Genomic DNA, 20,266 nt, shown 5'->3' on the forward strand with positions numbered 1-20,266 from the left:
AACGGTTGAATAGAATTTTGTACAAATATTGTGGTGTTGTTTTTTTATATTTTGATTCATGCAAACTTCAAGAAATTTTACTTGTATGAATTAGTAGGATTGACTATAATGAAAATGAAAGAAGGTGTCGAAATGAAATACCTCGTAACTTTTGTTTGGGGATTTATTTTAAGTCAAGTAACCTATTATTTAGGCTCTGCATTAGCACAATCTCCATATAACTTTACAAATGCTGTAGTCGTTGGAGTATTAATTTCATGCGGGATTGTATTAATTCAACATGTCTTCATGAAACCAACAAAAACAGCCCCACAATCACATCAATAAAAAAAGCATCTCCAAGAGATGCTTTTTTTATTTTAAGAAATTACACAAACCAAAAAGACTACCCATAGTAGCTCAAGTACTAGAAGCCACTCGGCTTCTAGTACAGGAAATTTCGAGACCTTAGGCTCGAAATTTAGGCATGAGACTCGCTTTTGCGAGGCTGCTGCCGCCCTAGCTACTATAGATTAGTCTTATTTAAAATATTTGTTATTGTAATTATTGTTCGATCTCACGTTCTTGCGCCCATTCGAAATGGAAAACTCCTGGTTTGTCCACACGATTATAAGTGTGGGCACCAAAGTAGTCACGTTGCGCTTGAATTAAGTTAGCTGGTAACACTTCTGAACGATAAGAATCATAGTAAGCTAATGCGCTTGAGAATGTTGGAACAGGAATTCCCGCTTGAACAGCTGTCACAACAACTTCACGCACTGCCTCTTGATAAGATTCAGTTACATATAAGAAGTATTTATCTAATAATAAGTTTTTCAATTCTGGATCACGTTCAAATGCATCCGTAATTTTTTGTAAAAATTGAGCACGAATAATACATCCTGCACGGAAAATTTTCGCAATCTCCCCATAATTTAAGTTCCAATCAAACTCTTCACTCGCCACACGCATTTGAGCGAACCCTTGAGCATAACTCATAATTTTAGAGAAATACAAACCTTTACGAACTGATTCGATTAACGCTTGTTTTTCAGTATTTGATAAATCAGGAACTTTAATTGGAGATAATTCTTTACTTGCCACTTCACGTTCTTCTTTTAATGTAGAAATATAACGTGCAAATACAGATTCTGTAATTAATGGAAGTGGAACACCTAAGTCTAATGCACTTTGAGAAGTCCATTTACCTGTTCCTTTATTTCCAGCTGTATCCATAATCACTTCAACCATTGGTTTACCTGTCTCAGGATCTTTTTTCGTTAAAATATCTGCAGTAATTTCAATTAAATAACTGTCTAATTCGCCAGTATTCCAAGATTTGAATACTTCTGCAGTTTCTTCAACTGTTAATCCACCTACACGACGTAAAATATCATAACTTTCAGCAATTAATTGCATATCACCATATTCGATACCATTATGAACCATTTTTACATAATGACCTGCACCATTTGGACCTACATAAGTCACACATGGTGCACCATCATCAGCTTTAGCAGCAATTTCTTCTAAGATTGGTGCTACTAATTCATAAGCATCTTTTTGTCCACCAGGCATAATAGCAGGACCTTTTAATGCTCCTTCTTCCCCACCAGAAACTCCAGTTCCGATAAAGTTAATACCTGAATTTGCTAACATTTCATTACGACGAATTGTATCTTGGAAGAATGTATTTCCTCCATCAATTAAGATATCTCCTTTATCTAAATGTGGTAATAAACTTTGGATAGTTTTATCTGTTGCTTCACCAGCTTTAACCATTAATAAAATTCTTCTTGGTTTTTCCAATGAATTGACAAATTCTTCCACTGTATAAGTAGGAACTAATTTTTTGTCTGGATGTAATGCAATCACCTCATCTGTTTTTGAAGATGAACGGTTAAAAATTGAAACCGAATATCCACGACTTTCAATATTTAAAGCTAAATTACGACCCATTACTGCCATACCAACGACACCAATTTGTTGTTTTGACATTTAAAATTCCTCCAATTTTCAATTTAATTTACTTACACATCATACCAAAATTTGCAATTTTAGGAAAGCTATTTGCACTTAAAGAAAATTTTCAATGACAATACTACTTGAGTATTTCTTACAATTCATGTAAACTAACAATGATTTAAAATAAAGGAGAGATATTAGTGTCAAGAAAACCGAGAAAAAAACAAAAACGTAATCTTTCAACAATGGAAAAAATTACTCGTGTTGTTGTATGGTTTATGTTACTAGCAACATTAGGAGTTATCGTATTCCAATTTGCAATGACTGTAATGAATTATAAATAGTAAAAAAACGATTATAACATTTGAGTTATAATCGTTTTTTTATTAAAATTCCGCTTTTAAAGCTTCTACTTTATCTAATTGTTCCCATGGTAAATCTACATCTTTACGTCCAAAATGTCCGTAAGCAGCAGTTTGTTGGTAAATTGGTCTACGTAATTGTAATGTTTCAATAATTCCTTTTGGAGTTAACTTGAACACTTTACGAATCGCAGCAATTAATTTTTCTTCTGAAACATGATTTGTTCCAAAAGTATCCACAGAAATCGATACTGGTTGAGCTACCCCAATCGCATAAGCTAATTGGATTTCACATTTATCAGCTAAACCTGCAGCTACTACGTTTTTAGCAATATAACGAGCAGCATAACTTGCAGAACGGTCAACTTTCGTTGCATCCTTTCCAGAGAAGGCTCCTCCACCATGGCGAGCATATCCACCGTAAGTATCTACGATGATTTTACGACCTGTTAATCCAGAATCACCAACTGGTCCACCGATTACAAATTTTCCTGTTGGATTAATGAAGTAACGTGTTTCATCATCTAACAATTCACTTGGTACAACTGGTTTAACTACAAATTCTAAAACATCACGATGAATTTGTTCTTGAGAAACTTCTTCATCATGTTGTGTACTTACAACAATTGTATCAATACGTTTTACTTTATGATCATTAGTGTACTCAACGGTTACTTGAACTTTACCGTCCGGCCCTAAATAATCTAATTGTTTTTCTTTACGAACTTTTGCTAATTGATAAGCTAATTGATGACTTAAGTAAATTGGCATTGGTAAGTAAGTATCTGTTTCATTTGTTGCAAAACCAAACATTAATCCTTGGTCCCCTGCTCCAAACTCTTCTTGTTGTCCACGAGTTTCTAAAGCATCATTAACCCCCATAGCAATGTCAGGTGATTGCTTATCTAAAGAAACCATAACAGCAACGCTATCCGCATCATAGCCATACTTACGATCAGCATAACCAATTTTACGAATGGTATCTCTTGCAATTTGTTGATAATCGACTGTAGCTGTTGTTGTAATTTCACCAACTAATACGACTAAACCTGTATTAACGACTGTTTCGCAGGCAACACGAGCAGTTGGATCTTGAGCTAAAATAGCATCTAATACTCCATCACTAATTTGGTCTGCGATTTTATCGGGATGTCCTTCAGTAACTGACTCCGATGTAAATAAAATTTTTTCCATTGTTTTTCCCCCATTCAATTCCGGTTACAAGGCATCTACACATTGTGTATCCTCTCGGGAATATCATATTTTTTTAAGACTCAACTATTATAGCATTATTTTTCAAAATTCCTAGTATTATTTCTCTTTTTTATACATTTATTTTGTGAAAATGTTATGTAATCGTTTAAATTCTGCTTGACAAGCTGGATTAATTTACCTATCATGAAAATAAAAAAGTAAATTCGAGGTAATTTATATGTCCGTAAATACATTGGCACATCAAGAAATACCTTATATGAAGCAATTGACAAATCCATTATGGAGTTTCTTTTTAGCTCCTATCAGTTTTTCATTTTTAGGATTTTTTCTTGCCATTAAAACAAATGCTATTCCAATTTCTGATGTACTCGTATTATATTTTTTCTTGTTTATTCTAAACTTACAAGAAATGATGTATTCTAAATTTTATAAAGTTCCAAAACGTGGACAATCCGTTGTACTACTCTTTACGAACTTCTTGCTACTTCTTCCAATTGTTTATTTTGTACAAACTTTTGGAATTCGTATTGGAATTATCGCAGCGTTAGTTGTTGGAGTAAATCATAGTTGGATTTTCCATTTACAATCAAATCATCCGGCATATGCATATCATGTACTATTGAATGCTTTAGCAAAATTCACAGTTGGAAATTTTTTAATGTATTATACAATTACACATGAAATTCCAAATAGTATTTTCCAAGTATTTCTCTGCTATGCAATTTTTGGAATTGGTATCATTCAATTTAAACAAAAAGCAATTGAACGTCATCATTCTGAAAAGTTAGAATTTCCAGTTTGGAGCCTCTTCTTATCATTTGTATTAAACTTATGTTGGCTTATTGCTTATCCAATTAGTTTTTATATTTTAGGTGATCACTTTTCATTATTTGCTTTAGTTCTAATTGGAATTAGTGGAATTGTTCCGATTTTGTATCATATTCTTTTAAAGAAATCTGAGAAACCTAGCCGAATTGGTACTTATTTCTATTGGTACGCAACATTACTAACGATCTTAATTGGAATTTTTTATCAATTATAGAAATATCCCTTCGTCGTAAAAGATGAAGGGATTTATTTTTTTCATTTTAATAATTGCTTGTATTTTCACTCTATGTTACGATAACTAAAAATAAGTGAGGTGAACTCAATATGTCAAACTACTATTATGATCCTAATAACAATCGTGGATACATTCCAGGTAGATATGTTAATAAAGTAATTTTATTAGTATTAATGTTCTTTTTAGGTGGTTTTGGAATTCATTATTTCTACGAAGGGAAAAATTTAAAAGGTATTCTTTCAATCCTATTTTCTTGGACATTTATTCCTACAATTATTACTTTCTTTAGATTTATTGCAACACTTTTCAAACCAACAAATGAATATGGAGATATTTTTATTCCATATTATTAAAATGAACAAAAAAGAAACCCCTTGAAAAATCAAGGGGTTTTGTCTTTCTATTAACGACGACGTTCTTGGATACGTGCTGCTTTACCACGTAAGTTACGTAAGTAATATAATTTAGCACGACGAACTTTACCGTAACGAACTACTTCGATTTGTGCTACACGTGGAGTGTGTAATGGGAATGTACGTTCCACACCAACACCGTTAGAAACTTTACGTACTGTGTAAGTTTCGCTGATACCAGCACCACGACGTTTAATAACAACACCTTCGAAGATTTGGATACGCTCACGAGTTCCTTCAACTACCTTAGCGTGAACACGTACAGTGTCCCCAGGACGGAATGCAGGAATATCAGAACGTAATTGTTCTTGTGTTAAGCTATCGATTAATTTGCTCATGTTTTTTCTCCTTCCAACAAACATTCATGATTTGGCCGAATATCCAATCAGCGGAATATCGTTTTATATGGATAGTCTCCTACCCACTTTTGAGAGTTTATCATAGATATGATTAGTTGTAAAGTATTTTTACTTTACTTTTTTAAATTTTCTTTTGAGTGTTCGAAAGTCATACGATATAAGGATAATACATGTGAATCATCTAAGGAATACCAATGCTATTTTCCAACTTTTCTTGAATTATTTGTACTGGATCATTATTCGATTATTTCTGATTCGTACTCTCTTCTTGCATAATTTCTTTTAGTAATTTTTCTTCTTCTTTATCTAATGAATAACTTTCTAATAAATCGGGTCTTCTTTGATACGTTCTTCTTAAAGACTCTTTTTTCTGCCATGTAGCAATTTTTGCATGATTTCCACTAAATAATACTTCCGGAACTTCCATTCCTTCATATTCTCTTGGACGAGTATATTGAGGATGCTCTAATAATCCCATCGAATGAGAATCCCCAATAGCTGATTCGTAATTGCCTAGTACATCTGGAATTAATCGAACGGTAGCATCAATCATGACCATTGCACCTAATTCTCCACCCGTTAAAACGAAGTCTCCAATGGAATATTCATCGGTTACAAGTGTTCGAATACGCTCATCATAACCTTCATAATGTCCACAAATGAAAACAAGATGTTCTTCCTTGGCTAATTCTTCAGCATCGGATTGACTAAATTTTTTACCTGCTGGATCTAGTAAAATCACTCTCTTTTTAGTTTCCGGAGTTTTCTTCTCTAAATCTTTTAACGCACGGTCAATCGGTTCTACTTTTAATAATAAACCGGCTCCTCCACCAAAGACATAATCATCTACTCGATTATGCTTATGAAAGGCAAAATCTCTAAAATCAATGGTGTGAAATGAAATTTTATCTTTTTCAATAGCTCTCTTCATCATCGATTGTTCCATCGGTGCAAACATTTCAGGGAATAATGTCAAAACATCAATTCTCATTTTAGTCAAACAACCCTTCTAAAACATGGATAAACGCTTGTTTATTTTCTTTATCGATTTTATAAACAACTGGTTCGATAAATGGAATTAATAAATCTTTCTTCCCTTTTTGTTTAACAACCCATACATCATTGGAACCTGGAGATAAAATTTCAGATACTTTTCCTAAATGTTCTCCTTCATCTGTAATGATTTCTAATCCAACTACTTCATGATAATATAATTCGTCATCTTCCAATTCTTCTAGAGCATCGCTTGACACTTTTAACAAACAATCTCTATAGCCTTCCACATCTTCAATTCGAGGATGATCTTCAAAGGTTAATAAATCAAAATTTTTATGGCGTCTGTGGCTTTTAATCGTAAGTAATTTTTCAAACTCGCCATCTCTAAATAAAGCTAATTCTACTCCTTTTTGATAACGATCTTCTGCAAAGTCCGTTGTAGAAATCACACGAACTTCCCCTTTTAACCCTTGTGTATTTACAATTTTTCCTACTTTAAAATATTGTGACATTTTTTCTACTTTCCTCCTCACAATTCATTACTGTTATCATACGTGAGAATCGAGCAAAATTGCAAACAAAATCCATTTTTTATTGAAATGCTAAACAAAAAAGTTCAACAACTTCTAAGCGAAATTGTTGAACTTTTTTCTAGTCATTGTTTTCAATGCTTAAACGAACACGTTTTTGGTTTCTAGTGCGAACACTATAAACAATTGTACGAATTGCACGAGCAACACGTCCTTGTTTCCCAATCACACGTCCAATATCTTCAGAATTCACACGTAATGTGTATTCTAAAAATTCATCTGATTCTGCAACTTCAATTGTTACATCATCTGGAAAATCAACCAATGGTTGAACGATTGCTAAAATTAATTCACGAATATCAGGCATTCTTTTCACCTCTTTACCGAATTATCTCGATTGAGAAAAATTACTTAGAAAACTTTGATTCGTGGAATTTCTTCATGATACCTTGTTGTGATAATAAGTTACGAACAGTATCTGAAGGTTGAGCTCCGTTAGCTAACCATTTTAATGCTAATTCTTCGTTGATTGAAACTTGTGCTGGGTTTGCAACTGGGTTGTAAGTACCAACTGTTTCAATGAAACGTCCATCACGTGGAGAACGTGAATCTGCAACTACTACACGGTAGAAAGGATTTTTCTTAGATCCCATACGTTTTAAACGAATTTTAACTGCCATTTTTTTACACCTCCATGTTTTCATCTCACAGTTAGTAATATTATCAGAAAAGAAATCAGTTGTAAAGTATTTTTTCTTTACACCCCTATTTTTTTATTCAAATTTCTACTTTTCCCTCTCAAAACCCTTGTTTCATGAAGAAATTAGCGTTTTCTTGAATTATTTGATATAATATGGCTGATATTATACTTAAAAAGAAAAGAGTTGAGAGTATGCCAAATTCAAATAACTTTCGAGAATTTTCAAAAGGATTCTTGGATTTTTGGAATCAACCCTTGCAAAAACATTTACGTTTTATCTTTAATGTAAGTTTTTCCGTTTTCAAAAATCTATTATTCATTCTTTTATGTGGATGTATTTTATTAGGTATTTTTGGAACAGGAATTGGTTTAGGATATTTTGCAAGCTTAACTGCCAATGAAAAACCTTTAACGCAAGAAGAAATGGCAGATGCGATTACGAATCTGAATTTAGTTTCAAGTTTCTATTATCAAGATGGCGAAAAAATTTCTGATGTAACTAGTGATGAAGTTCGATTAGTAACTACATTAGATAAAATTTCTCCATATGTAAAAGATGGAATCGTTGCGACAGAAGATAGTTATTTCTATCAGCATAACGGAATTGTTCCTAAAGCACTAGTTCGTGCACTACTTCAAGAAGCAGTCTCTTCTAGTTCAGGAGTTTCTGGTGGTTCAACTTTAACGCAACAATTAATTAAACAACAAATTTTGACAAGCGAAGTTACGTTTAAACGGAAAGCAAATGAAATTTTATATGCGCTTCGTTTGGAAAAATATTTTTCAAAAGATCAAATTTTAGAAGCTTACTTAAATGTTTCTCCATTTGGACGAAATCATAATGGATTAAATATTTCAGGTATTGAAGAAGCTGCGCAAGGTGTCTTTGGAGTATCAGCAAAAGATTTAACTTTACCTCAGGCGGCTTATTTAGTCGGAATGCCACAAAATCCAATTACGTATACTCCCTATACGAACTACGCTACTCTAAAAGAAGATGTTTCTGCAGGTCTTTCTCGTATGAAAACTGTGTTGTTTAGTATGTATCGTGAAAAGAAAATTACAAAGCAACAATATGACGAAGCATTAGCTTATGATATTACTCAAGACTTTTTAGAACCAGAAGAAATTTCAACTCAACGTCAATCGTATTTATATCAAGCAGTTAATCGTGAAGCTACAAAAATTTTAATGAAAAAAATGGCTGAAAAAGATCGATTAACATATGAACAATTAAAGAAAGATACAGAATTATTCAATCGATATTTTGATCGTGCAAATGCAGAATTAGCAACAGGTGGGTACAAAATCACTTCCACTATTGATCAAGGTATCTATGAAGCGATGCAAGAATCTACAGCTATGAACGGAAGTAAAATTGGTCCAACTTACCAAACACCTTATATTGATCAAAATACTGGTGAAGCAAAAAAACAAACGGATATGGCGCAAAATGGTGCAGTATTAATCGAAAATAATACAGGCCGTATATTAGGCTTTGTCGCTGGACGAGATTTCCAAGTAAACCAAGTGGACCACGCTTTTACAACACATCGTTCACCTGGTTCTACGATTAAACCAATTCTCGTTTATGCACCTGCAATGGAAAATAATATTATTTATCCAGCAAGTATTATTCCAGATACAAAAATTAGTATTTTACAACAAAATGGAACTTATTGGGAACCTACAAACTACGGGAACCGAATTTCCAATAATTTCTTAACAGCTCGTCATTCATTGAAAAACTCATTAAATAATCCAACCATTAAAATTTTCCAAACAATGCTTTCTAAAGGCATAAATGCTGGAGAATATTTGAAAAAAATGGGCATTCAAGGAATTGGTGAAGAAGAATATCAAAATATTGCACTTTCAATTGGAGGTACTAAAACAGGTCCGACCGTAATGGAACAAACTAGTGCATTCTCTACGTTAGCAAATGGTGGTGTGCATCACGAAGCTTATTTAATTGAAAAAATTGAAGATATTCGTGGAAAAGTTGTTTATCAACATGAAGATGTCTCTACTGAAGTCTTCTCTCCTGCAACGGCTTATCTAACAACAGATATTTTACGTCAAGTTGCTGCAACAACTGATTTTTATAATATTAAGGGAAATTTAAAATTCACTTCAGATATTGCTGGAAAAACTGGTACATCTGAATTTGAAATTGATAACTGGTTCGTTGGCTATACTCCAGAAGTAACACTTGGTTCATGGATTGGGTACGATAACTTCTATAGTGCTCGTTACTCGATTACTGAAGCAGATGGTTATGGGCATCCAACTATGAGAAGTTTAAGAAACTGGACTAGTTTAATGAATGCCGTTTACAGTGCAAAACCAAGCTTATTTAATCAAAGTGCAAAATTTATTCAGCCTTCAACCGTTTATCAAGACTCCGTAGTCTCTACCACAGGAACAAAATCAGGGACAGCTTCTTATAATGGACAAACTTATTCTATTGAAGGTAGCACCACTTCTGATTTGTTTAAAAAAGACTTCGGTCCAATTGCACCAACTTATCACTTTGCTGTAGGTGCTACAAATGCTGAACTTGAAAAATACTGGAATGGACAAAGCGATAAAGAAAAAGAAGAAAAGAAAAAAGAGGAAAAAGAAAAAGAAGCTAGTGAAGATAAAGATAAGAAAAAATCTTCATCTGAAAAACCAAAACCTTCTTCTTCAACACCGACAACGAAATCCAGAAATTAAAAAAAAGACTTCGAGATTAACCTCGAAGTCTTTTTTGGTAATTATTTAGTTGTTTGACGGTATTCAATTTTATAAGGCAAAGTAATTTCAGTATCAACTACTTCTTCCTTATTCATAATTTTTGTTAAAAGTCGCATTGCAACAGCACCAATATCATATAATGGAGGCGCAATTGTTGTTAATGTTGGACGAGTCATTTTTGTTAATTTTGAATTATTACTTGAAATCACTTCAAAATCTTTCGGTACATTTACGCCGTGATCATACAATCCATTTAATAAACCTACTGCAGCTTCGTCATCCGTTACAATTGCAGCTGTAATTCCCGCATTTAATAATTTTTCTGATAAAGTTTCTCCTGATTGATACGTCAATGGAATTTCAAAGACAAATTTTTCATTGTAATCAATTTTAGCTACAGAAAGAGCTTCTTTATATCCATCTAAACGTAAATCAGATGCAAAAGTATTTTTTAGTGAGGCTGTTACGAAGGCAATTTTTTTATGCCCATTTTCAATTAATGTTTGTACAGCTTCTTGAGTGGCTACTTTATAATCGATATTAACGGAAGCCACAACATGATCAGAATCAATCGTTCCTGCTAAAACAATTGGAGTTTTAGAACGTACAATTTCTGCACGTAACTCTGGAGTTAAATTATTTCCCATGTATAAAATACCATCTACTTGTTTAGATAATAATGTATTTAATACTTGGATTTCTTTATGATTGTTTTGATCAGAATTGGCTAAAATAATATTATATTTGTACATTGTAGCAATATCATCAATTCCTCGTGCCAAACTTGCAAAATATAAATTCGTTACATCAGGAATAATCACACCAACTGTAGTTGTTTTTTTACTAGCAAGACCACGTGCTACTGCATTCGGACGATAATCTAATTCATCGATGACATCTAACACTTTTTTTCTTGTTGCTGGTTTAACATTTGGGTTTCCATTTACTACTCTGGAAACAGTTGCCATTGAAACATTTGCTTCTCGTGCAACATCATATATTGTAATTGTTTGTTTTTCCATATATATTCTCCTCTAATTATTAAAAAAACTATTTATTTGCACATTTTTCTAAGTAAAGGTTATCATTTTCCACAGAGTTTTGCAAGCGTTTCATATAACTATTTTCATATTTTTTGAAACTCTTTACATTTTTCGAATTATTTGTGCTAAAATATGCTTACAAATTGAAAAATAGGGAGGACTCATTATGAGTAACAAACAAACTTATAAACATTTTACTAACGTTTTACAACAACTCAATTGCGATATTGCATTCATTCAAGATCCTACAACGATTAGCTTATTAACTCACTATACAACAGATCCACATGAACGTGTTTTAGCGATGGTTATATCTGCTAATCATTCTCCACTACTCTTTGTTCCAGCTCTTGAAAAAAATATGGCTCAAGCTGCTGAACCAACTTATACTGTTATCAGCTATCAAGACCATGAAAATCCATGGGCGATCTTAACTTCTGCCATTCAAGAACATTTTGAGTTTCCAACTAAATGGGCTGTAGAGAAGAACTTTATTACATTACACACCGTTGAAAACTTAAAAAAAGAAATTCCTACCATTCAATGGACTGATAATTTAACTCCAATTATCAATGATTTACGATTAAGAAAAGATGCTGATGCGATTCAAAAATTAAAAGATTCAGGAACATACGCAGATAAAGCTGTTGAAATTGGGATTCAAAGCTTAAGAGAAGGAATTAGCGAATTAGAAGTTGTTGCTAAAATAGAATATGAAATGAAAAAATTAGGCATCACTTCAATGAGTTTCGATACGATGGTGTTATTTGGAGACCACGCTGCTGATCCACATGGAGTTCCAGGAGATAGAAAATTAGAAAAAAACGAATGGGTACTCTTTGATTTAGGAACCATGCACAATGGATATGCCAGCGATATGACTCGTACTATTTTCTTTGGTGAAGAATCTGCTAAAAATCCACGTCATCAAGAAATCTTTACTATCGTAAAAACTGCTCATGATTTAGCGATTCAAGCTGTCAAACCAGGAATGAAAGCTAGTGAAATTGATGCGATTGCTCGAAATTATATTGCAGAAAAAGGATACGGAGAGTACTTCATTCATCGTTTAGGTCATGGAATTGGTCAAAGTTGCCATGAATTTCCATCCATTATGGAAGGGAATGATATGATTCTAGAAGAAGGTATGTGTTTCTCAGTTGAACCAGGTGTGTATATCGCAAAAGACTATGGAGTTCGTGTTGAAGACTGTTTAGTTGTCACAAAAGATGGTTGTGAATTATTTACCCACTTCCCACAAGAAGTTACAAAAAATTAGGATAAAAGAAAACCGAGGAAGCATAAATTTCCTCGGTTTATTTTTTATTGTCTTAGAAAAAGTAGCTTAAGCAATGAGACTCGCAAATGCGAGGCTGCTTGCGTCCTTAGCTACTTCAGGGAAGTCTATTTTACGCCTTTACCTCTTCTTTTAGTTCTGCAACAACTTCTTCTGCTTCTTCTTTTTTAGCTGAAAAAGTATCTTGAACTTTACTTACAGTTTGAGAAACTTCTTCTTTCAAATTAATTGCAGATTTTGTAACAGTATCTTTTAATTGAGAAGCTGAATCTTTTAAATTCACACGAATATCTTCTGTAGCATTTAAAGCCACTTCTGATAATTCAACTCCTTTTTCAATTGAAATATCTACATAGTCAGATAATTGCTCTTTCAATTCATCTGCTTTTACTGCTAAATCTTCACGTAATTCTTTACCTGATTTTGGTGCAAATAATAATGCAGTCGTTGCTGCTGCCACACTTCCGATAAATGCTCCTAAAAGAAATCCGCCTGTTTTTTTACCCATTTTTCTTCACTCCGTTCATTATTTTTTCTTTCTTGATAAAATCGCTTTTCCAACAGATAAAACCCCTAAAGTACGAGCTGGTTTAATGCTTGATACTCTAGTCGCAAGGGAACGAGTTGAATGATTTACATCAGAAACTGTTAATCCTAAATCTCCAATAGCTGTAAATAATGGATCCGTTCTTTTTACTTTTCCATTAATATCATCTACTAAAGCATTTGTTTTATTCAATAATCCCTCTACTTCAATAGATAAATTATCGACATCCCTTGTAATAATCTCAATAGAGTTGTTCACATGGTTCAAAGTTTGATCAAATTTGCTTAAAATTGGATTCAATCTTAACACTAAAAAGACCACTAACCCCAAAAATGAACAAGCTGCAATTAAAGCTGCAACTTCTATGCCAGACATTTTGAACATCCCTCCTCAATTTCCGATATTATTAATCATAATACCATTATCATGCATAAAACGCTACTAAAAGTGATATAGTATTTTCTAAATTATTTTAATTATGATAAACTATACCAAGTAGTATAAAAGGAGGTTACCCTATGGATATTCGTTCGACAGTACATAGTTTTTTTGAACAATATTGGCTTTCAATCCCCTGGCAAATAATTTTATCTGAGATTTTATCGAAATTAATTTCGTTAGCTATTCTAAGTATTTTATTTATCATTGGAAAAAAAGTTTTACATAAAATTTTTCAAAAAACAGTACTTTCCTCTATCAAATTATCCTCACAAAGTATTGCTAGAAAGCAGACCTTAATGAGATTATTAGAAAACTGTTTAGATTATTTACTATACTTTGTATTAATTTACTGGATTTTAATGATTTTAGGAATTCCAATTACAAGTCTATTAGCAGGAGCTGGAATTGCTGGTGTTGCCATTGGTTTAGGTGCTCAGGGATTTCTAAGCGATGTCGTAAATGGTTTCTTTATTTTACTAGAACGTCAATACGATGTTGGAGATACTGTTATTATTGGTTCAGTGACAGGAACTGTCGCAAGTGTTGGCGTAAGAACAACTCAAGTACGTGGTTTTGATGGAACACTTCATTTCATTCCAAACCGTAGTATTTCTGTCGTTAGTAATCAATCTAGAGGAGATATGAGAGCTTTAATTGAAATCCCGCTTTATAATGATGTAGATTTAACGATTGTTTATGATACAGTCGATCAAGTCAACACTAAAAATGCTGGACAATACTCCGAAATTGTTAAAGGTCCCACTATTATTGGTCCACAAACACTACCAAATGGGCAGTTTGTTTTCAGAATTAGTATTTTTACGAAAAATGGAAAACAACAAATGATTTATAATCAATTCTTAAAATTGTATCAAGAAGCATTAATTGAAGCAGGCATTTCTCTTCCAACAAGTAATACCGCACTAAATATTGCTAATAAATAAAAATGTTACTCCTGTAAAAAGGAGTAACATTTTTATTATTTTTTCACTAATTCATATTTTTTATTCAATTCATGGACCATATAATTCACTCGTTTTAACACTTCTTTTCTTGTCACAATTCCAACAAATTCTTTTTCATCATTCGTGATACATAAGAAATTACGATCCACTAATTCATTCAACACATCTTCAATTTCTGTTTCAAAAGTAATGCTTGGAAATTCAGTTTCCATCGCTTCTTTCACTTGAAAATCATGTAATTGACTTAAATCAATCTCTTCTAGTGTTGCAACTTTATTTAAAATCATCGCTAATGAAATTAATCCTGTTAATTTATTTTGACGATTAACAACTGGAATCAGTGAATAACGTACATGAGTTAAGACTAACATGGCATGATCTAATGTATGATCTTCTTCCAAAATCGCTACTTTTTCTGCTGCAATAAATAATTTATCCTTTTCTTCTAGTAATAAGTCTTGTACTACTCGATTAATCATGAATAAATCCTCTTTCTGCATCTAAATGATACTGATAATGAAGTCCTTCTAATGGGTGGTGTTTCATATCAAAATATTGTAATTCAATTTCTGATTCTGAATGAATCGTCAATACAGCATAAGTCGGAGTCATGGCAAAATGTCCTCTTGGATAAGAAACACTTCCTGAATTTATACATAATACTCCATCATAAGTTTCCTCGTATAGTTTATGCGTATGACCATAAAAAGCTACTTGAGCTCCTTGATCTTTAGCATATTTGGCTAATCGATACACTCCACTATTCACTGCTTGCATATGACCATGCGTTACTAAAAATCGAATTCCTTTTGCTTCTAATACAGCTACTTCAGGATAATTTGTATCATAATCACAATTTCCCGTTACTCGAAGACACTCTTGGAATACAGCATCTTCATATGGAAATTCTGAATCTCCACAATGAATAAATTGGACTTCAGGCTCTGATTGATAGTGTTCAAATACTTTTTGTAGTGCCATTTTTTGTCCGTGATTATCACTCATAATAATAATTTTCATACGTTCACCTCTTACTTATGATTCACTGATTCAAGCCATTCTTCCCATTGTTCCACTAATAAGTTCACAGCTTTTGCACGGTGACTAATTTGATTCTTTTCTTCTCGAGATAATTGCCCAAATGTTTTTTGAATTTCTGGGACAAAAAATAATGGATCATATCCAAATCCACCTTCTCCTGAAGGAAATTTTGCGATTTCTCCATCACAAATGCCTTCAACGACTAAAGATTCATGATTTGGTGCAGCCATTACTAAACAACAATGGAAATGTGCACTTCTTTTATCAGATGGCAATTCCCCTAATTCTGCTAATAATTTTGCATTATTGGCAGCATCACTTTTTTGATTTCCTGCAAATCGTGCAGAATAAACTCCAGGTTGTCCCTCTAATGCATCCACACATAAGCCTGAATCATCCGCTAATACAATTTTTTGAAGTTTTTCTGCAATTATTTCTGCTTTTAAACGGGCATTTTCTTCAAATGTATGACCTGTTTCATCTACATCTTCTAATTCTGGAAAATCTAATAATGTTTTGACAGTATATCCTTTTGGTTCAAAAATACTTGCAAATTCTTTTGCTTTTCCAGCATTTTTTGTAGCGATAACTAATTCTTTTCGAGACATATTTCCCTCCCTATAAGCTTCTAAACAAACTTTCTCAATCGTCAATGAACTTCTATTCAACCAATTTTCCGCAATTTCTTTAAATAAAATAGGCGAACCAGTTGTATAGATTTCTAATGTTGGTGAAGGATTCGTTTCGTAATTTTCTGCTAAATGATTAAAGTCTAATAACGCACTTACGGTCGACACAGTTTCTGCCCCTGAATCAATTAATGTAACTTGAGGCCCTACAACTGCTTGTATTCTTTGTTTTAACAATGGATAATGAGTGCATCCTAATATTAATGTATCAAATTCTTTTCCCATTAAAGGTTGTAATGTTTGAGCAACCACTTTTTTGGCGATTGAAGAATCCGTCTGGTTACTTTCTACTAAAGGAACAAATTTTGGACATTCTAAACTTGTCACCCTTAATTCATGATTTTTCTTTTGTAATGTTTTACGATAAACGTCACTTTGAATCGTTGCGTGAGTTCCTAATACTGCAATTTTCTGTGTTTTTGTTTGTTTAATCGCTGCTAAACTTCCTGGCTGAATCACGCCCACTACTGGAATATCTAATGTTTCTTGTAATTCTTCTAAGACTACTGCTGTTGCGGTATTACAAGCAATCACAATCATTTTTACATCTTTTTTAAGAAGAAACTGAACCATTTCTTTTGTAAATTTTCGAATTTCTTCAACTGTTCGATTTCCATACGGGCATCTTGCAGAATCTCCTAAAAAAATCATTGATTCATGAGGCAATTGCTTTAAAGCTTCTTTTAAGACTGTTAGTCCTCCTACACCCGAATCAATGAATCCTATTGCTTTTGACATGTTGTTCACTCTTTCTTCTTTTCTCTTGATTTATTATACCATGGATCGTTCGATTTTGTATGAAAAGCCTATTTTCTTAAATTTCTCATAATAAATAAAACATGTTAGCAAATACTACTAACATGTTTTATCGTTAAATATCGGAGACTGTACTCTTACTTTCATGTTTATAAATTGCAAGTAGGAATAAAATGGTCATCACTCCACAAAGAATGACATTTCCAATCAATAGATTTTGAATATAGAAATTGTAACTCGCTATTAAGAAGCTTAACAAATTCGGAAGCGATGTTACAATCATGACAAGAATTCCAACGATTGGATACATTAAAAATAGCAAAAACACAAATGCTTTTTTCGATGTAAACTTGTTCATTACAAAGAAGAAAGTTGTCACTCCCATAAAACTTGCAAATAAGCTTAGGAAAATAGCTAACATTCCTGCCCAAGAATTTAAACCAAACTGTATCATCTCAGGGCTAAAATAAATATGAGCTGATCCGATTGTCCAATCCATGTGTAAAGCTGAAGCCATCAAAAAGATGATTACAGCGATTAGTACATTGATACTATTCAACAACAATTCATTCATAATAATTTTCGTTCTAGTTAACCCTGCCATCGTACTCAATTGAAATTGAGGGATACATTTTAAAAATATACTGAATATCATCGCAAACGTTATCAATGTACTTCCCTCAAACTCAAACTCAAACACAAAAGTTTCCATACGAGGAATCAGTGAAAAAATAACAACTATACCGCTAAAGAATAAAAATGTTATCCCTATTACTTTTAAACGTTCCATTAAAAATAACTTTAGTAATCTTTTTTGTAAATTTGACATGACGCTCACCTCTACATTCCTACGCCGACTTCTTTACTTTCATGATGACGAGTCACAAAGTATAATAGTAAAACACAAATGGCAATCATTATATAACTAAGTGGGATATTGTATTGAATCATTCTATCTAGGAAATTATTTACCACTTCTGAACGAGCAAATATTCCTAAAAGTGCAAATATTCCCCCTAAACTTGCTCCAGTTACTACCAACACAATTTTTTGATTGGTAAATTTATTTAAAATAATCCCTAACATTGATGTAAATAAATACATTACCAATAACCATCCCCATAAAGAAAGAATTCCTAGAGCAAAATTATTTTCTAAAGCAGGCCATTGAATTAATTGAATACCAACTGAAGCTGCTTTATCGGCTAATACATAAAAGAAAATATTTTTAAGCGTTAATAACGTTGTCATAATAGCTCCCATGTAAATTGAAAATTTATATTGCTCCATTCTTGTAAAACTCAATTGATTCATCACTCTAAAATTAGAAACAGAAAAAGCTATTCCCAATAAAGTAATTGCTAAGAAAGTTATGGCTGGTAAATTAATCGTAAATGAAAATTCCTCTGATTGATCGATAAAGTTTAAAACATTAATGACACCCAAATAAGAACCTAAACCAATTAATAAAATACGTAAATAATCTAAAACTTGAATTTTCAACAATTGATAAAATCTAGTCATCTTATTCACCTTCCTTGCGAGTTAGTTGAATAAAGTACTCTTGTAATGTTAAACGACGTACAGAATAATCAGCTGTTTCTTGAGGAACTTGTTGTGAAATAATTACTGCTTGTAATTGATTTCCAACTTCCTCTTGATGAATAACAGTTTGATTTGAGAGTAGCTCACTTACCACTGCTTTTGATCCAGTTACTAAATAAGCATGTTGTAAAATTTCTTCAACACTTGATTGTTGGAAAGTGACCCCATCACGAATTACAATCACTTCCTCTAATAGGTAAGAGATTTCTTCAATTAAATGTGTCGCAATCACAAAAGTTCTCGGTCTACGAGCATATGCTTCTAATAATTTTTTATTAAATAATTGACGATGGTTTGCATCTAATCCTAAAACTGGTTCATCTAAAAATACATAGGATACAGGTACACTTAGTGCTAATGTTAACTTTACAATACTCTTATATCCTGTAGATAATTCGACTAATTTCTTTTTCTCATCAACTCCGAATACTTTCATGCATTCTTTGGCAAACTCGATATCAAATTCTGGATAAATTTCTTGGAAAACTTTAACAATTTTTTTCACTTTCCAATCAATTGGGAACCAGTTTTCAGGACTAGATAAGTAAATGTCACTCATTGCTTCTGGAGTTGTCCATAAGGGCTGATTCTCTAATAAGATTTCTCCTGAATTTTTCTCAATTCGATGAGCAATCATATTTAAAACCGTACTTTTTCCAGCACCATTTCTTCCTAGTAATCCATAAATGCTTTCTGGTTGTAATGTAAAGCTCACATCTTTTACTGCAAGATTTTTTTTATATTTTTTTGATAAATTTCTAACTTCTAATGTCATATCTTTCACTTCCTTATCGAGTCATTTCCTTTTCAATCATTGATAATAGTTCTTGACTACTAATGCCTAATGTTTGTGCTTCTTGAACGATGGTTGGAATGGTCGATTCCAAAAATTCTTTTTGTCGTTTTGTTTGGATAATATGCATTGCACCTATGCTAACATAAGTTCCTAATCCTCTACGTTTTTCTAAAATATCTTGTGCAACCAATAAATTCATCCCCTTTAGTACTGTTGCTGGATTAATTTGATAACTCGTGGATATCTCTGTTGTTGAAGGAACTTGATCCCCTTCTTGATAAGTTCCTCTAAAAATTTCTAATTCTAGTTGGTAAGCCACTTGTTGAAATAATGGCAAGTCACTTTGAAAATCAAATTTCATTCCTCTCTTCCTTTCTATAAAATCAAACACTTTACCGGTTAACTACTTGTGTAACTAACTATAATCCTTTTATCTTCTTTGGTCAACTAGTTAGAAAATATTTTTTATCATTTTTCAAATAAAATTTAAGAATAAAAATTCCCTTTGTATGCAAGGTCGCCAGCAGCCTCGCAAAAGCGAGTCTCATGACTAAAATTCGACCGAGATCTCGAATTTCCCCTGTAAAAATCCATAAAAAATGGATTTTTACTAATGCTACAAAGAAAATTTTTTCTTCTTAAATTTTTCTATCCGTAAACAAAACTAATATGCATTTTTAGATAGATGTTTATAAGTAGAACGATGATTACTCGAATAATTTGTATATTACACAATTTGTGTTATACTAAAGATACAAAAAGAGC

At 32.6% G+C, this 20,266-nt stretch carries 24 protein-coding genes and 1 riboswitch; of the genes, 7 read left to right on the plus strand and 17 right to left on the minus strand.

All coding sequences use genetic code 11. From position 1 onward, the window contains the following. Positions 1-132 precede the first annotated feature (132 nt). Positions 133-327, plus strand: a complete 195-nt coding sequence (locus tag RWL86_RS02080) for a YjzD family protein (RefSeq protein ID WP_314076946.1) — start codon at positions 133-135, stop codon at positions 325-327. A gap of 216 nt (positions 328-543) precedes the next feature. Here RWL86_RS02080 and gndA read toward each other — a convergent pair whose 3' ends face one another. After that, positions 544-1,977 carry an NADP-dependent phosphogluconate dehydrogenase gene (gene gndA, locus RWL86_RS02085; RefSeq protein ID WP_314076947.1) on the minus strand — a complete coding sequence of 478 codons (1,434 nt, stop codon included), beginning with the start codon at positions 1,975-1,977 and terminating at the stop codon, positions 544-546. 167 nt (positions 1,978-2,144) lie between these two features. Between gndA and RWL86_RS02090 the strand changes: the two genes are divergently transcribed. Continuing rightward, entirely contained in the window at positions 2,145-2,288 is a 144-nt protein-coding gene (locus tag RWL86_RS02090) for a DUF4044 domain-containing protein (protein WP_020991322.1), read from the plus strand. Positions 2,289-2,330: 42 nt separating this feature from the next. On the opposite strand, the gene metK is transcribed toward RWL86_RS02090, so the two are convergent. Then, complete coding sequence (metK, locus tag RWL86_RS02095) at positions 2,331-3,500, minus strand: methionine adenosyltransferase (RefSeq protein WP_314076948.1); 1,170 nt, start codon at positions 3,498-3,500, stop codon at positions 2,331-2,333. Further along, positions 3,498-3,574: riboswitch (SMK box riboswitch) on the minus strand. Its footprint overlaps the gene before it by 3 nt. A gap of 164 nt (positions 3,575-3,738) precedes the next feature. Here metK and RWL86_RS02100 point away from each other — a divergent pair. Together RWL86_RS02100 and RWL86_RS02105 are read left to right on the plus strand one after the other, a co-directional pair. Continuing rightward, positions 3,739-4,563: a hypothetical protein gene (locus tag RWL86_RS02100; protein WP_314076949.1), complete on the plus strand. Its 825-nt coding sequence runs from the start codon at positions 3,739-3,741 to the stop codon at positions 4,561-4,563. A gap of 110 nt (positions 4,564-4,673) precedes the next feature. Further along, positions 4,674-4,937 (plus strand): NINE protein, encoded by a 264-nt coding sequence (locus RWL86_RS02105; protein WP_314076950.1) that lies wholly within the window; start codon positions 4,674-4,676, stop codon positions 4,935-4,937. Between the two features lie 50 nt (positions 4,938-4,987). Here the strand turns inward: RWL86_RS02105 and rplS are convergent, their stop codons facing one another. From rplS to rpsP, 5 genes are all read right to left on the minus strand, one after another. Continuing rightward, positions 4,988-5,335, minus strand: coding sequence for a 50S ribosomal protein L19 (gene rplS, locus RWL86_RS02110; RefSeq protein ID WP_006702870.1), 348 nt, complete (start codon positions 5,333-5,335; stop codon positions 4,988-4,990). Between the two features lie 265 nt (positions 5,336-5,600). Then, positions 5,601-6,347, minus strand: coding sequence for a tRNA (guanosine(37)-N1)-methyltransferase TrmD (gene trmD, locus RWL86_RS02115; protein WP_314076966.1), 747 nt, complete (start codon positions 6,345-6,347; stop codon positions 5,601-5,603). A gap of 1 nt (position 6,348) precedes the next feature. After that, a complete protein-coding gene (gene rimM, locus RWL86_RS02120) occupies positions 6,349-6,864 on the minus strand; it encodes a ribosome maturation factor RimM (RefSeq protein ID WP_314076951.1) in 516 nt (171 codons plus the stop codon). A 139-nt stretch (positions 6,865-7,003) separates the two neighbouring features. Next, entirely contained in the window at positions 7,004-7,249 is a 246-nt protein-coding gene (locus RWL86_RS02125) for a KH domain-containing protein (RefSeq protein WP_006702873.1), read from the minus strand. A 40-nt stretch (positions 7,250-7,289) separates the two neighbouring features. Further along, on the minus strand, positions 7,290-7,562 hold the full coding sequence (gene rpsP / locus RWL86_RS02130; RefSeq protein ID WP_006702874.1) for a 30S ribosomal protein S16: 273 nt from the start codon (positions 7,560-7,562) through the stop codon (positions 7,290-7,292). A gap of 212 nt (positions 7,563-7,774) precedes the next feature. Between rpsP and RWL86_RS02135 the strand changes: the two genes are divergently transcribed. Next, complete coding sequence (locus RWL86_RS02135) at positions 7,775-10,300, plus strand: transglycosylase domain-containing protein (RefSeq protein ID WP_314076952.1); 2,526 nt, start codon at positions 7,775-7,777, stop codon at positions 10,298-10,300. Between the two features lie 41 nt (positions 10,301-10,341). Here RWL86_RS02135 and ccpA read toward each other — a convergent pair whose 3' ends face one another. After that, complete coding sequence (gene ccpA, locus RWL86_RS02140; protein WP_314076953.1) at positions 10,342-11,343, minus strand: catabolite control protein A; 1,002 nt, start codon at positions 11,341-11,343, stop codon at positions 10,342-10,344. A 187-nt stretch (positions 11,344-11,530) separates the two neighbouring features. Between ccpA and RWL86_RS02145 the strand changes: the two genes are divergently transcribed. Continuing rightward, the gene (locus tag RWL86_RS02145; RefSeq protein ID WP_314076954.1) at positions 11,531-12,643 is read left to right on the plus strand and encodes a Xaa-Pro peptidase family protein; all 1,113 of its coding nucleotides are present in this window, start codon (positions 11,531-11,533) and stop codon (positions 12,641-12,643) included. A gap of 130 nt (positions 12,644-12,773) precedes the next feature. On the opposite strand, the gene RWL86_RS02150 is transcribed toward RWL86_RS02145, so the two are convergent. Both RWL86_RS02150 and RWL86_RS02155 read right to left on the minus strand, forming a co-directional pair. Further along, complete coding sequence (locus RWL86_RS02150; RefSeq protein WP_314076955.1) at positions 12,774-13,169, minus strand: YtxH domain-containing protein; 396 nt, start codon at positions 13,167-13,169, stop codon at positions 12,774-12,776. An 18-nt stretch (positions 13,170-13,187) separates the two neighbouring features. After that, positions 13,188-13,583, minus strand: a complete 396-nt coding sequence (locus RWL86_RS02155; RefSeq protein WP_314076956.1) for a DUF948 domain-containing protein — start codon at positions 13,581-13,583, stop codon at positions 13,188-13,190. Positions 13,584-13,726: 143 nt separating this feature from the next. Here RWL86_RS02155 and RWL86_RS02160 point away from each other — a divergent pair, with 143 nt between their 5' ends. After that, complete coding sequence (locus tag RWL86_RS02160) at positions 13,727-14,593, plus strand: mechanosensitive ion channel family protein (protein ID WP_314076957.1); 867 nt, start codon at positions 13,727-13,729, stop codon at positions 14,591-14,593. Between the two features lie 35 nt (positions 14,594-14,628). Here the strand turns inward: RWL86_RS02160 and cbpB are convergent, their stop codons facing one another. The 7 genes from cbpB to RWL86_RS02195 form a co-directional block, all read right to left on the minus strand. Further along, positions 14,629-15,093, minus strand: a complete 465-nt coding sequence (gene cbpB, locus RWL86_RS02165) for a cyclic-di-AMP-binding protein CbpB (protein ID WP_314076958.1) — start codon at positions 15,091-15,093, stop codon at positions 14,629-14,631. Next, positions 15,086-15,634: a metallophosphoesterase gene (locus RWL86_RS02170; RefSeq protein ID WP_314076959.1), complete on the minus strand. Its 549-nt coding sequence runs from the start codon at positions 15,632-15,634 to the stop codon at positions 15,086-15,088. Before RWL86_RS02170 ends, cbpB begins: the two co-directional genes overlap by 8 nt. 11 nt (positions 15,635-15,645) lie before the next feature. Next, positions 15,646-17,082, minus strand: coding sequence for a glutamate racemase (gene racE, locus RWL86_RS02175; protein WP_314076960.1), 1,437 nt, complete (start codon positions 17,080-17,082; stop codon positions 15,646-15,648). A 133-nt stretch (positions 17,083-17,215) separates the two neighbouring features. Continuing rightward, positions 17,216-17,929 (minus strand): hypothetical protein, encoded by a 714-nt coding sequence (locus RWL86_RS02180; protein ID WP_314076961.1) that lies wholly within the window; start codon positions 17,927-17,929, stop codon positions 17,216-17,218. Positions 17,930-17,940: 11 nt separating this feature from the next. Continuing rightward, the gene (locus RWL86_RS02185) at positions 17,941-18,624 is read right to left on the minus strand and encodes a hypothetical protein (RefSeq protein ID WP_314076962.1); all 684 of its coding nucleotides are present in this window, start codon (positions 18,622-18,624) and stop codon (positions 17,941-17,943) included. Position 18,625: 1 nt separating this feature from the next. Next, on the minus strand, positions 18,626-19,480 hold the full coding sequence (locus tag RWL86_RS02190) for an ABC transporter ATP-binding protein (RefSeq protein ID WP_314076963.1): 855 nt from the start codon (positions 19,478-19,480) through the stop codon (positions 18,626-18,628). A 13-nt stretch (positions 19,481-19,493) separates the two neighbouring features. Further along, entirely contained in the window at positions 19,494-19,862 is a 369-nt protein-coding gene (locus tag RWL86_RS02195; protein WP_314076964.1) for a GntR family transcriptional regulator, read from the minus strand. Between the last annotated feature and the right edge of the window lie 404 nt (positions 19,863-20,266).

It is taken from the genome of uncultured Granulicatella sp., from assembly GCF_963515095.1.
Lineage (GTDB): Bacteria > Bacillota > Bacilli > Lactobacillales > Aerococcaceae > Granulicatella.